General features: G+C 73.3%; 14 protein-coding genes and 1 pseudogene. 10 read left to right on the top strand and 5 right to left on the bottom strand.

Annotation, left to right across the window (positions count from 1 at the left end; genetic code table 11):
* Positions 1 to 7: 7 nt before the first annotated feature.
* The gene (locus tag COUCH_RS24385) at positions 8 to 808 is read left to right on the top strand and encodes an ABC transporter ATP-binding protein (RefSeq protein ID WP_249607524.1); all 801 of its coding nucleotides are present in this window, start codon (positions 8 to 10) and stop codon (positions 806 to 808) included.
* 7 nt (positions 809 to 815) lie between these two features.
* Positions 816 to 1931 (top strand): hypothetical protein, encoded by a 1116-nt coding sequence (locus tag COUCH_RS24380; protein ID WP_249607523.1) that lies wholly within the window; start codon positions 816 to 818, stop codon positions 1929 to 1931.
* Between the two features lie 10 nt (positions 1932 to 1941).
* Here COUCH_RS24380 and COUCH_RS24375 read toward each other — a convergent pair whose 3' ends face one another.
* Complete coding sequence (locus COUCH_RS24375) at positions 1942 to 2112, bottom strand: hypothetical protein (RefSeq protein ID WP_249607522.1); 171 nt, start codon at positions 2110 to 2112, stop codon at positions 1942 to 1944.
* A 146-nt stretch (positions 2113 to 2258) separates the two neighbouring features.
* Between COUCH_RS24375 and COUCH_RS24370 the strand changes: the two genes are divergently transcribed.
* Together COUCH_RS24370 and COUCH_RS24365 are read left to right on the top strand one after the other, a co-directional pair.
* The gene (locus tag COUCH_RS24370) at positions 2259 to 2930 is read left to right on the top strand and encodes a DUF4232 domain-containing protein (protein WP_249607521.1); all 672 of its coding nucleotides are present in this window, start codon (positions 2259 to 2261) and stop codon (positions 2928 to 2930) included.
* A 101-nt stretch (positions 2931 to 3031) separates the two neighbouring features.
* Positions 3032 to 3808, top strand: coding sequence for an SAM-dependent methyltransferase (locus COUCH_RS24365; RefSeq protein WP_249607520.1), 777 nt, complete (start codon positions 3032 to 3034; stop codon positions 3806 to 3808).
* Between the two features lie 101 nt (positions 3809 to 3909).
* Here COUCH_RS24365 and COUCH_RS24360 read toward each other — a convergent pair.
* A pseudogene (locus tag COUCH_RS24360) lies at positions 3910 to 5076 on the bottom strand (S41 family peptidase); the annotation flags it as partial.
* 302 nt (positions 5077 to 5378) lie between these two features.
* Between COUCH_RS24360 and COUCH_RS24355 the strand changes: the two are divergent.
* The 5 genes from COUCH_RS24355 to COUCH_RS24335 are packed head-to-tail and all read left to right on the top strand — an operon-like array spanning position 5379 to position 8551.
* The gene (locus COUCH_RS24355) at positions 5379 to 6158 is read left to right on the top strand and encodes a hypothetical protein (RefSeq protein ID WP_249607519.1); all 780 of its coding nucleotides are present in this window, start codon (positions 5379 to 5381) and stop codon (positions 6156 to 6158) included.
* A gap of 35 nt (positions 6159 to 6193) precedes the next feature.
* Positions 6194 to 6676, top strand: coding sequence for a hypothetical protein (locus tag COUCH_RS24350; protein WP_249607518.1), 483 nt, complete (start codon positions 6194 to 6196; stop codon positions 6674 to 6676).
* Complete coding sequence (locus COUCH_RS24345) at positions 6673 to 7626, top strand: cyclase family protein (protein WP_249607517.1); 954 nt, start codon at positions 6673 to 6675, stop codon at positions 7624 to 7626. Before COUCH_RS24350 ends, COUCH_RS24345 begins: the two co-directional genes overlap by 4 nt.
* A 53-nt stretch (positions 7627 to 7679) precedes the next feature.
* A complete protein-coding gene (locus tag COUCH_RS24340; RefSeq protein WP_249607516.1) occupies positions 7680 to 8057 on the top strand; it encodes a VOC family protein in 378 nt (125 codons plus the stop codon).
* Positions 8058 to 8116: 59 nt separating this feature from the next.
* Positions 8117 to 8551, top strand: a complete 435-nt coding sequence (locus COUCH_RS24335) for a VOC family protein (protein WP_249607515.1) — start codon at positions 8117 to 8119, stop codon at positions 8549 to 8551.
* Between the two features lie 19 nt (positions 8552 to 8570).
* Here the strand turns inward: COUCH_RS24335 and COUCH_RS24330 are convergent, their stop codons facing one another.
* From COUCH_RS24330 to COUCH_RS24320, 3 genes are all read right to left on the bottom strand, one after another.
* The gene (locus COUCH_RS24330) at positions 8571 to 9911 is read right to left on the bottom strand and encodes a PQQ-binding-like beta-propeller repeat protein (RefSeq protein WP_249607514.1); all 1341 of its coding nucleotides are present in this window, start codon (positions 9909 to 9911) and stop codon (positions 8571 to 8573) included.
* 87 nt (positions 9912 to 9998) lie between these two features.
* The gene (locus COUCH_RS24325; protein WP_249607513.1) at positions 9999 to 10229 is read right to left on the bottom strand and encodes a hypothetical protein; all 231 of its coding nucleotides are present in this window, start codon (positions 10227 to 10229) and stop codon (positions 9999 to 10001) included.
* A gap of 72 nt (positions 10230 to 10301) precedes the next feature.
* On the bottom strand, positions 10302 to 10883 hold the full coding sequence (locus COUCH_RS24320; RefSeq protein ID WP_249607511.1) for a TetR/AcrR family transcriptional regulator: 582 nt from the start codon (positions 10881 to 10883) through the stop codon (positions 10302 to 10304).
* Between the two features lie 54 nt (positions 10884 to 10937).
* Between COUCH_RS24320 and COUCH_RS24315 the strand changes: the two genes are divergently transcribed.
* The gene (locus COUCH_RS24315) at positions 10938 to 11483 is read left to right on the top strand and encodes a GNAT family N-acetyltransferase (protein ID WP_249607510.1); all 546 of its coding nucleotides are present in this window, start codon (positions 10938 to 10940) and stop codon (positions 11481 to 11483) included.
* The last annotated feature ends 19 nt before the right edge of the window (positions 11484 to 11502 follow it).

Below are 11502 nucleotides of genomic sequence, written 5' to 3'. Positions count from 1 at the left end.
GACAACCATGCTGGAGGTCCAGGGCCTGCGCAAGGTCTACCGGTCGGAGCGGCGCGAGGTGGAGGCGCTGCGCGACCTGACGTTCACGGTCGAGGCCGGCGAGCTGGTGTGCCTCGTCGGCCCGTCCGGCTGCGGCAAGACCACGCTGCTGCGCTGCATCGCCGGCCTGCTCGACCCCACCGGCGGCGCGGTGCGCGTCGACGGGCGCGAGGTCGCCGGGCCGCCGCCGGGCATGGCGGTCGTCTTCCAGGAGTACGGCCGCAGTCTCTTCCCGTGGATGACGGTGCGCGACAACGTCGAGCTGCCCCTCAAGCAGAAGAAGATCCCCAAGACCCGGCGGGCCACGCTGGTCGCGGACGCCCTGGCCGCGGTCGGCCTCGACGGTACGCAGACCGCGTACCCGTGGCAGCTGTCCGGTGGCATGCAGCAGCGCGTGGCGATCGCCCGGGCGGTGGCGTACGAGCCGTCGATCCTGCTCATGGACGAGCCGTTCGCCGCCGTGGACGCACAGACCCGCGCCGACCTCGAGGACCTGGTCCGCGAGCTGTGGCAACGGCTCGGCGTGACCATCCTGTTCGTCACCCACGACATCGACGAGGCGGTGTACCTGGGCCAGCGCGTCATCATGCTCTCGGCCTCGCCGACCGTCGTGCAGGATCAGCTGACCGTGGACCTGCCGGCCGCCCGCGACCAGCTGCACACCCGCGCCGACCCGCGGTTCACGGCCCAGCGCACCCGCGTCTACGAGCAGATCCAGGCCGCGAAGGGCCGGGCCGCCGCGCAACCTCCGGCGCCCCTGGGCAGTTGATCACCATGTGCGTACGCTGACCGCCCTCGTGGCCCTGATCTGCACCCTCGCCCCCGGCGTCCCGGCCCGGGCGGCCGTCGCGGCCACGCCCGCGTTCAACTCGACCGTGTGGGCGCTGGCGTTCCGCAGCGACACCGTCTACGTCGGAGGATCCTTCACGGAGGTGACGTTCCGGGGCCACACCTACACCCGCAAGCGGCTGGCGGCCTTCAGCGCGCGTACCGGTGCGGTCCTGCCCTGGAACCCCGCCGCGAACGGCACCGTCCGCTCGCTCGCGGTCACGGTGACCGGCCGCCCGGCCGTGTACGCCGCCGGCGACTTCGACACCGTCGCCGGCGCCCGCCGCGACTCGGTGGCCCGCATCGACGCGGTCACCGGCAGGCTCGACCGCTTCTCCCACACGGTGTCGGGCACGGTCTCCACCCTTGCCGTCGGCAACGGCCGCGTCTACGTGGGTGGGGCGTTCTCCCGCGTGGACGGCACGGTCCGGCGCAACCTGGCCGCGTTCTCGCACGCCTCCGGCGGGCTGGACCGGACCTTCCGCCCCGGCACCGACGGGCGGGTGCGGGCGCTCGCCGTGACCCGTACCCGGCTCTACGCCGGAGGCGAGTTCACCCACGTCAACGGCGCCTCCCGCGCCCGGCTGGCCGCGGTCACCCCCGCGACCGGCGGGCTGGTCACCGCCTTCCGCCCGGCCGCGCCCCACCTCGTCATGGACATCGCGGTGTCACCCACCGGCATCTCCACCGGCACCGGAGGGCCGGGCGGGCGGGCCGTCGGCTACACCCCGTCCGGCGCGATCCGCTGGACCCACCTCTTCGACGGCGACGTGCACAACCTGGCGGTGCTGGGCGGCACCACGTACGTCGGCGGCCACTTCGACCGGGCCTGCCGCACCACCAGCACCATCCGCCAGCTCGGCTGCCCGGCCGGCTACCAGCCGCGGGTCAAGCTGGCCGCGCTCGACAGCGCGGGCCGGCTGACCGCATGGAACCCCCGGGCCAACGGCACGTACGGGGTCCAGGTCGTCACGGCCGACGCGGGTCACCGGCGGGTCGGGGCGGGCGGGGCGTTCACGTCGATCGGCGGGGCGGGGCGCTATCGGTTCGCCCTCTTCAGCTGACCTTCTCCGATCAGGTACGCCGCCGGGTACGCCGGATCCTGCGCATGAGCATCGCCCAGACCCCGAAGCCGGACCCCACGTTCCCGGTGATCGCGCCCGTGGCCGATCCCATGAACAGGGCGTCGGCGCACTCGGGGCAGACCTCCCGCCCGGTGACGGTCCGCTTGAACGGCTCCCGCACGCGCCGACCGCAATCCGGACAGGTCCGGCCTGACAGTCCCATTCGCATCCCTCCGCCGACACCGCGAGCTTAGGGGCCGCACACAACAGAGCCGGACAGCCGGCCAGGCGGCCCGGGCGTTTGTGCCGGCCGGGCAGGATGGTCGCGTGACGGGATCCCGGATGCGCAACCTCGCCGTGCCGGTCGCCCTCGCGGCGCTGCTCGCCGGCTGTGCCCGGCCGGCGCCGCCGTCCGGCTCCGGGCTGCCCGTCTCCCCGTCGGAGCCGGCGCCGTCCCCCTCGACGACCGCTGTCACCTGCCCGCCCGGCGGCGTACGGCTCGAGGTGGGCGAGGGGGACGCCGCGATGGGGCTGCGGGTGCTCGGCATCACGCTGGTCAACTGCGGCACGCGGGCCTACCGCCTCGACGGCTACCCCGGCGTACGGTCGTTCGCCGGGGACCGGACGGCCCTGCGGGTGCGGGTCCTGCACGGGGTCGAGGAGATCGTCGGCTCGGCGCTGCCGTGGGACGGCCCGCCGGAGCCGATGCTGCTGGAGCCGGGCCGGCGCGCCGGTGCGGGGGTGGCGTGGCGCAACACCTACGACGACATCCGGCATCCGCCGGTGACCGTGGCGTCGCTCGAGATCGCGCCGCGGGCCGGCGGCCCGGCGCAGACCGTCCGCCCGCCCGGCGGCCTCGACCTGGGCAGCACCGGCCGCATCGGGGTCAGCGCGTGGCGGCCGATGCCGGACGTCCCCGCCACGTCGTCCCCGGCCGGGCGTCCGGAGCCCGCCGTCCCCGACCAAGACCCGGTGTCATCTGCCGGACCGCTGCCGTGACCCGGACCCGGCTGTCCAGATTGGATCGCCGGCGGTCCCTGCGGGCGCGTCGCATTGGCTAGGATCGCTGTCTGACCGCCGCCTCCCGCGAAGGGGACTCGATGACCGACCCCGACATCGACATCACCCGGCCGAGCAGCGCGCGGGTGTGGAACTACCTCCTGGACGGCAAGGACAACTTCGCCGTCGACCGCGAGCTGGGTGACGCGCTGCGCTCCGCGAACCCGGGGATCGTGGCGGTCGCCCGGTCGCAGCGCAGGTTCCTCATCCAGGCGGTCACGCACCTGGCCGGTGAGGTGGGCATCCGGCAGTTCCTCGACATCGGCACCGGCCTGCCGACGGCCGACAACACCCACGAGGTCGCCCAGCGGGTGGCCCCGGAGTCACGGATCGTCTACGCCGACAACGACCCGCTCGTGCTGGCCCACGCCCGCGCGCTGCTGACGAGCTCGCCCGAGGGGCGGACCGCGTACATCGACTCCCACGTCGAGGACCCCGGGCGGATCCTGACCGAGGCCGCCCGCACCCTCGACTTCACCCGGCCGGTGGCGCTGACGATGATCGGCATCCTGGGCAACGTCGCCGACTACGCCGAGGCCCGGTCGATCGTCCGGCGCCTGCTCGCCGCGATGCCCTCCGGCAGCTACCTCGCGGTCAGCGACGGCACGAGCACCAGCGCGCAGAGCGTGGAGAGCCAGCGGGTCGCCAAGCAGAGCGGCCACCCGTACAACCTTCGGACGCCGGAGGAGATCGGCGGCTACTTCGAGGGGCTGGAGCTCCTCGAGCCGGGCGTGGTGTCGACCCCGCTGTGGCGGCCGCAGCCGGGAACGGACCCGCAGCCCCTCGACGTGTACTGCGCGGTGGGCCGCAAACCCTGACGCGGCCCGTCGCTCGTCAGCAGTGAGCGAGCGGTACGCAACGCGCTGTCCACGCCTGCCTCCAGTTCCGCCGGGGTGAAGACCGGAGTCGTGATGGTGGGCGGAATGCCGGTGACGTCGAACGTGCGTCCAGTGGCGGTCATGTACTCCTCGTCGGGCAGGGCGAACTGCCAGCCGTTCGGCAGCGTCCGCGGCATGATGTCGGAGAAGACGCCCTGCGTGGGCTGCCCGATGCGGACCGGCGCGGGCCGGCGCCCCAGAAGCGCCTGGGTGAAGGTCTCCCCGGCGCTGACGGTGAGGCTGCCGGTCAGCACTGCGACCGGACCGGTGTAGCGGGGACCGGGGCGGGGGCGGATGCGCACGGGCACCGCGCGGGTGCGGCTGCCGGGATCGTCCGGGTCGTTGCGCGCCCACTTGCGGTACGCGAGGTACGGACGCCGCGTGAGGCCGGCGACCAGCCGGTTCGCCAGCGCGTCGGAACCGCCCCGGTTGAGCCGCACGTCGAGGATCAGCCCCCGCAGCGCCCGGGCGCCGCTGGTGCGGGCCGGCGTCAAGATCTCGTCCAGCGCGTCGTCCAGCACGGCGCTGTCCTGCGCGAAACTGCTGTCCTCGGTGTACCCGGCGAACCGGTTGACCCGCAGGTAGCCGAGGCGTCCGTCCAGGTCGGCGTAGGTCAGAGCGCCGTTGCCCCACGTGCGCGCCGCGGCGGGAAGCTGGGCGTCGACGATGTCCAGTGCCCGCTTCTCCACCACCGACCGGTCCGGCGTGCCCTCGCGGATGCCGAAGAACCGGTGCGCATCGTCGGCGACCAGGCCGGTGTGCGCGTCGTGCAGCGGCTCGATCATCGACCGGAGCACGCCGAACAGGTCGTCGTCGCTCATGTCCGGGCGTACCAGCGGGCGGTGGGCGGCACCCACCGCGTCCCAGTCGACGCCGTGCTGCCGGAAGAACGGATAGTTCTCGGCGAACGTCCGCCAGAAGACGTCGAACGAGGTCACCGGGTCGGACGGCAGCCCGCGCGAGCACGCCTCGGGCAACCGGTCGATCGGGAGCAGCTCGCGCGTGCCGGTCGACCCGGACACGGCCAGCCGGACGTGCCCGGTGCGCCGGACCGGCCACAGGGTCAGCGGAGGGATCCCGTCGCCGGTGAACCGTACGACCCCACCGGGAGCCGGGCCGCCGGAGCGGGTGGCGTCGAACCACGGCAGGCAACTGATCGCCGTCGTCTCGTACGCCCGCAGCCGGCCGTCGCGCACGGACACCGCCATGCCGTAACCGTCGACCCGCCAGAGGCCGTCCACCGTCGCGGCGGCGGCCCGCACCGGCGCCGCCTGGGCCACCGCCATGCCGGCCACGACGACCACCGCGGCGGGAAGGCGGACCAGCAAAGACCTGCGATTCGTCATGGAACCGAGTCTGTCGGCGGCGATCCGGGAAGTCAGTCGGGCCAGCACCCGCTTACGAGGTGGGGCTGGGCATACCCGCGGCAATCGTCCGCTCATCCATCCCCGCACGCGTACGCTGAGACGCGGCAACGACGCAACCGCGGTATCGACCGAGAGGACATCCCGTGGCGGGATCCTTCTCTTTCCCGTCCTCCGACGAGATCGCAACGTGGCTACGACAATGCGGTCTGCCCGGCGGGGCGCCCACCGCGGAGAAGATCCGGCGAAGCGTGCGCCGAACGTCGTACGCCTTCACCACGTCGGCCCTGATTCCCGGAGTGCTGGGGATCGCCCTGGCCGCCGCAGTCGGCCGGATCAGCGGCCGGAATTTCTGGATTCTCTATCTCGCCACGACAGCGCTCGTCGCGGCGGCGCTGCTGACCAGCCGCGAGCTGGCAGCGAGGTTCTCGCCGCGCTCAGCCGTCACCTATTACGCGTGCGCCGCGCTGGACCGCCTTTCGCGTGCCGGCCCCCTCGGCACCTCGGACCGCCGCTACCTGTCCATCGTGCTGTACGCCCTCGAATCCGCCATTCTCAGCCCGCGACTGTTCCAGGATCATGCCGGCACCTCCGAGGCCCGGGCATTCATCCGCCGATCACAGGTCGCTCTGGCGAAGAGAATCGGGGTCGCCGAGACGTCCTCCCTCCGGAAGGAACGGCGTGGCGCGCCGGGCCCGGACGACCTGAAGGATGCCATCGGCAACGCCCTGGTCGCCGTCCAGGCGAACCTCATCGTTCACCTCGAGGATCCCGGTGCCACGTCCATCGCCTCCGGGCAGGCGGGCGTCCGTCCTCCGGGATGGCTGAGCCTGATGGTCAACAAGGCGCAGGAGAAGACCGCTGAACTGGTGGTGGTCACGGCCGCGGCCGCGCTCCTCCCGTGGATCCTGAAGATCAACGGTTAGCGGTCGAGGGCGGAGCACCCCTCTAGACTCTGACCGTGCGGATCGGTGGGCGGCGCCTGGGCGTTGCGGTTGCGGTGCTTCTGCTGATCATCGGGCTCGCCGTCGCCGGGGCCGCCGTCCTGCGGTGGAAGGCCGCCGGCGTCGCCCATGCCGTCACCCCGCCCGCGGGAGCGGTCGCGCCGACCGCCGGCGGCCCGAACTTCCCGCTGGACGTCATCGACCGCGCCGGCATCGTGGCGTTCGGCTTGCGCACCGATCGGGGGGACGCGACCGTGCGCATGTACGCGTTGCCGCCCGGATCGCCGTGGCTGCAGGCGCGCAAGGTCGTCGCCACGCAGCTCGACCACTGGGAACAGATCGGGGACTGCGCCGACGATGCCGAGGCCGTGATCGTCGAGTGTGCGTGGCGGGAGCCGGCGCGATGGTGGCCACGGAAGGTCGTTCTCACCATGATGCGGACCGCCCCGGGCGACGGTGGCCGGTCCGTCTACGTGGTCATCGGATCGGGGCTGGGATGACGGCCGGGGGATCGCTGCCCACGCAGGACGACGTGCTCGGATACTTCGGGACGCTGTCGAACTGGGGGCGGTGGGGTGACGACGACGAGCGCGGGACGCTGAACCTCGTCACCGACGCCGTACGCCTGGCAGCGGCGCGGGCCGTGCGTCATGGGCGGAGCGTGTCGTGCGCGTGGGAGGTCGCCGTACCGGCGGAGATGGAGCGGTCGACCACGTCGTGTCCGTGCGCCGCCGACATGCCGGGAGCCGAGAACCTGCCGGCCGCCTTCCACGCCGACCGGCGCTGGGGCTTCTCGTCGGAGCGGCTGGGCATGACGTTCCACGGCAACACCGTCACCCACCTCGACTCGCCGTGTCACCTGTTCTGGGACGGCAGGATGTACAACGGACGGCCCCATGCGCTGGTCGGCCCCGTCACGGGATCGGCGTGGGCGGCCGTCACGGCGGCGGCGGACGGGATCGTCACGCGCGGGGTCCTGCTGGACGTCGCGGCCGTCCGCGGGGTGCCGTGGCTGGAACCCGGAGAGGGCGTGGTGCCCGGCGACCTCGAGGAGGCCGAGCGCCGCCAGGGGGTGCGGGTGCGGTCCGGCGATGCGGTGCTGCTGCGCACCGGCCACGGCCGCGTCCGGCACGAGTCCGGCGCCGGCGGCGGTTTCGCGCACGCCGGCTGGCACGCGTCCTGCCTGCCCTGGCTGCGGGAACGCGAGGTCGCGCTGATCGGCGCCGACACCCCGCAGGACGTGCAGCCGTCCGGGTACGACGCCGTGCTGATGCCGGTTCACGCCGTGGGCCTCGTCGCGATGGGACTGTGGCTGCTCGACAACTGCGACCTGGAGGCGTGCGCGGCGACGGCCGCCGAGCTGGGCCAGTGGGACTTCCAGCTCGCCGTCGCGCCGGTCCGCCTCGCCGGTACGTCCGGCAGCCCGGTCAATCCGATCGCCACGTTCTGACCGCCGTCGCTCTGCGGTCGTGTCCTGACCGCAATTGTCGGCACGATGGGGTCATGACAGCAACGTGGAAGATCGAACTCATCCCCGTGCCGGTCACCGACGTCGACCGCGCCAAGGCGTTCTACGAGCGGATCGGCTTCCACGCCGACCACGACCACGCGGTGCGCGACGGCCTGCGGTTCGTCCAGCTCACGCCGCCCGGGTCGGCCTGCTCGATCGTGATCGGGGACGGCATCACCGAGAAGGTGCCGGGCAGCCAGGAGATCCAGGTGGTGGTGGCCGACGCGGACGCCGCCCGCGCTCAGCTGACGCAGGCCGGCGTCGAGGCGGGTGCCGTCGACGAGCAGTCGTGGGGCCGGTTCGTCCACTTCCGCGACCCCGACGGCAACAGCTGGTCGTTGCAGGCGGTCGGGTCGCGGCCGAACGGGTGAGGCCCACCGGTTCCGGGCGCGTGTCAAACCAGGCGTACGACAAGATCTAGGGTGGAATGATGGCATCAGTCAGGCAGGTCCAGGTCACCTTCGACTGCGCGGATCCGGAGCGCGTCGCTCGCTTCTGGTGCGAGGTGCTGGGGTACGTCGTGCCGCAGCCGCCGCCGGGCTTCGAGGACTGGGACGCGTTCAACAGCGCGTTGCCGCCCGAGCGTCAGGGGTCGGCTTTCGCGTGCGTCGACCCGTCGGGCGCCGGCCCGCGGCTGTTCTTCCAGCGCGTACCCGAGGGCAAGGTCGTCAAGAACCGGGTGCACCTCGACGTCCGCGTCGGCCTGGGGCTGGTGGGCGACGAGCGCCTGGCCGCCCTCGAGGCGGAGGGCGACCGGCTGACCGCGCTCGGCGCCAAGCGCGTGGAGCTGCTGCGCGCCGACGGCTTCAACGAGTCGTGCCTCGTGATGCAGGACGTCGAGGGCAACGAGTTCTGCCTCGACTGAGGGAGGGGTCGCCGGCGCCCTAAGCGCCGGCGATCGCCACCACGCCCGAGGTGGTGCCGACGTAGGCGCGGTCGTGGGCGAGGGTCGGGGACGTGAAGTGCGGGCAGACGCCGACGGCGATCTGCTGGCGTACCGATCCGGTGGCGGGGTCCAGCGCATAGAGGGTGCCGCCGTCGTAGTCGACCACCCAGACGGCGCCACCGCCCACGACGGGTGAGCCCTTCGCGGCGGCCGGGCCGCGCCAGAGCACGCGGATGTCGCCGGCGGCACCGATCTGCACCGCGCGCGGACCGTCGGAGCACGGAACGTAGACGGTGTCCCCGTCCACGGCGGCACTACCGAACGCGCGGCAGACGGTGGCCTGCGCGACCTGGCCGCCGATGCCGCCCAGCGCATCGGCGCGCAGCGTGTAGCCGGTGCCGCGCTTGCCGTCGGTGTAGACGTACGAGCCGGCCAGCGCGGGCGTCATCGAGCCGAGGTCGAGGTCGGCGGCGTTGTCGGCCGCCCAGGTGCTCGGCGCGAACCGGTCGGCGAGCTTCAGCTCCGGGCTCAGGGCGATGACCGAGTCGCTGCCGTCGTACGCGCCGGAGGTGCTCTCGCCGTTGCCGACCGCGTACAGCAGGTTGCCGCCGGCCACGGTGGCGCCGCCGGGGGCCCAGATGCCCGCCTCCCGGGTCGTCGGGACGGCGTAACCGGCCGGGACGGCGGTACCGGTCGTCGGCAGGGAGACGACGGAGCCGATGTAGTTGCCGCAGTCGCCGGCCAGGCCGCCGTACGCGATGTAGACCCGGTCGCCGAGCAGGTTGAGCGCGGCGCGTTGCTGGTGCGCGACCCGGTCACCGCGGGGCGGCTCGGCGGCCCGCTCCTCGCTGACCTGTCCGGTGGTGGCGTCGATGCTGACCAGCACGTGTTCCGGGCCGGTGCGTTCGGCGAGCGCGAAGAGCAGGTTGGTCGCCGGGTCGTACACCATCGTGCTGGTGATGCCCAGCGGGTCGATGTTGCCGCACGGCAACGACGAGCGCCGTACCGGGGTTCCGACGTGCGCTGACCACGCGACGGCGCCGGTGGCCGCGTCCAGCGCGTACACGGTGTCGTTCTCGGTGGCGGCGAACACCCGGTCGCCGACCGCCAGGGGCTGCCCGTACACCGCGCCGTCGAGCGTCGCGGACCAGGCGCGGGCCAGGGTGCCGAGCGGCGCGAGGCCGGCGGCCACCCCGGACCGGGCGTTGTCATGGTGGTAGGTCGTCCAGTCGCCGTCCACGGCGGCCGGCACCCGCGGCGCGGCGCCGGCTCCACCGGCGGTCACGGCGACCGCCCCGGCCAGGGCGGCGACGGCCGCGTTGCGAATTCCTCGTCTCACGGGACACTCCCATCGATCGAGTACGCCGACAGGCAGTCGTTCCCCGGTCACCGCGGCCGAAACGCATCCACGGCCGCCAATATCGGTCTAATCCGCCGCGCGGTGCCGCCCGCCGCCGCTCCGGCCGGCCGTACCCGTCCGGCGGGGGTCGGGGGTGCCGTCCTCGACCGGCTTGCCGGCCGATTCCTCGCCGATCCACGCGGAGGGGGCGGCGGCCACGTCGGTGCGCAGGTCCGACAGCCAGCCCTCCAGCTCGTCGCCGGACGGGTTCGGGCCGGGGTCCTCGCCGCTGGAGCCGGGGTCCTCGAGGGCGGTCATCGCAGGTCACGCTCCGATCGATGGGGTGCGGTCACACCGAATGTAGCGGGCCGGTGCGAGACGCCGGCAGGCTCAGGGCGGTCCCGCGTGCGCCGGGCCCGGCCTCAGGGCGAGCTGGCGGTCGATCGCGGCTGTCACCCGCTCGTGGTCGCCCGTCGCGAGGAGGTCCAGCAAGGCACCCCGGAGAACGGCCAGGGCGAGGGTACGGCGGGCGCTTCCGTCCACGCTGTCCCTCTCCTGCGGCGGCTGGCAGTCGGCGAGGAGCGCCAGCCAGTCGTGCACCGTCGCCGCGGCGAAGCCGCCCCACACGCCGCCGGGCTCGACGAGCGACCGGGCGTAGCTCTCGGCCCACAGCGTGAGCACGGGCCGGTGTTCCGGGGCGGCCAGCCACGCCCAGAGGCGCTCGACGGCGGTGGCCAGCCCGATGGCCGCCGGGTCGCCGGAGGGCCGGACGTGGTCCAGGACCGCGAGCTCGTCGGTGCGTGCGCGCGCCAGCACCGCCCGTACCAGGCCCTCCTTGCTGCCGAACAGGAAGACCAGCACGCGTGGGCTGGAGCCGATCGCCGCGGCCAGCGGTCGCAGGGACAGCTGCGTCAGGCCGTGCTCCAGGACGTAGCGGTACGTGGCCTCCAGCAGCTCCACTTTGCGGGTCACGGGCGTAGCATAACGTCACTGAAACGACTGTTTCAGTCGACGGGAGGGCGACGCATGACCCCGGAAGACCGGCACGATTCCCGCATCGCCGTACGCCCGGCCCGGAGTCCGGGGGATCTGGGCTGGACGGTCATGGCGCACGGCGAGGTGTATGCCGCTGAATTCGGCTGGAACACCGACTTCGAGGCCCTGGTCGCCAGGATCGTCGCCGATTACGCCACCGGGCACGATCCGTCCCGTGAGGCGGCCTGGATCGCCGAGGCCGACGGCCGGCGCGCCGGATGCGTCTACCTCGTCGCGGGGCCGGACGCCGGGACCGCTCAGCTGCGGATCCTGCTGGTCACCCCGGACGCCCGCGGCCTCGGCATCGGCGCCCGGCTGGTCGAGGAGTGCCTCGCCTTCGCCCGCGCGGCCGGCTACCGGCGGGTCGTGTTGTGGACCAACGACGTGCTCGTGTCAGCCCGCCGGATCTACCGGGCCGCCGGCTTCGCCCTCGTCGGCGAGGAACCCCACCACAGCTTCGGCCACGACCTCGTCGGACAGACGTGGTCCCTGGACCTTCAGCCGCCCAGCGCGGAAACACGCCCCGACCCCCACTGAACCCCTGCGGGGTGGGGGC

The organism is Couchioplanes caeruleus (assembly GCF_023499255.1).
GTDB lineage: Bacteria > Actinomycetota > Actinomycetes > Mycobacteriales > Micromonosporaceae > Actinoplanes > Actinoplanes caeruleus_A.
This window is presented reverse-complemented; position numbering and strand designations above follow the sequence as displayed.

Excerpts from the sequence above, each read along its gene's own strand:
- COUCH_RS24385 (WP_249607524.1), top strand. The coding sequence starts at position 8 with ATGCTGGAGGTCCAGGGCCTGCGCAAGGTCTACCGGTCGGAGCGGCGC.
- COUCH_RS24365 (WP_249607520.1), top strand. The coding sequence starts at position 3,032 with ATGACCGACCCCGACATCGACATCACCCGGCCGAGCAGCGCGCGGGTG.
- COUCH_RS24345 (WP_249607517.1), top strand. The coding sequence starts at position 6,673 with ATGACGGCCGGGGGATCGCTGCCCACGCAGGACGACGTGCTCGGATAC.
- COUCH_RS24340 (WP_249607516.1), top strand. The coding sequence starts at position 7,680 with ATGACAGCAACGTGGAAGATCGAACTCATCCCCGTGCCGGTCACCGAC.
- COUCH_RS24335 (WP_249607515.1), top strand. The coding sequence starts at position 8,117 with ATGGCATCAGTCAGGCAGGTCCAGGTCACCTTCGACTGCGCGGATCCG.
- COUCH_RS24325 (WP_249607513.1), bottom strand. The coding sequence starts at position 10,229 with ATGACCGCCCTCGAGGACCCCGGCTCCAGCGGCGAGGACCCCGGCCCG.
- COUCH_RS24315 (WP_249607510.1), top strand. The coding sequence starts at position 10,938 with ATGACCCCGGAAGACCGGCACGATTCCCGCATCGCCGTACGCCCGGCC.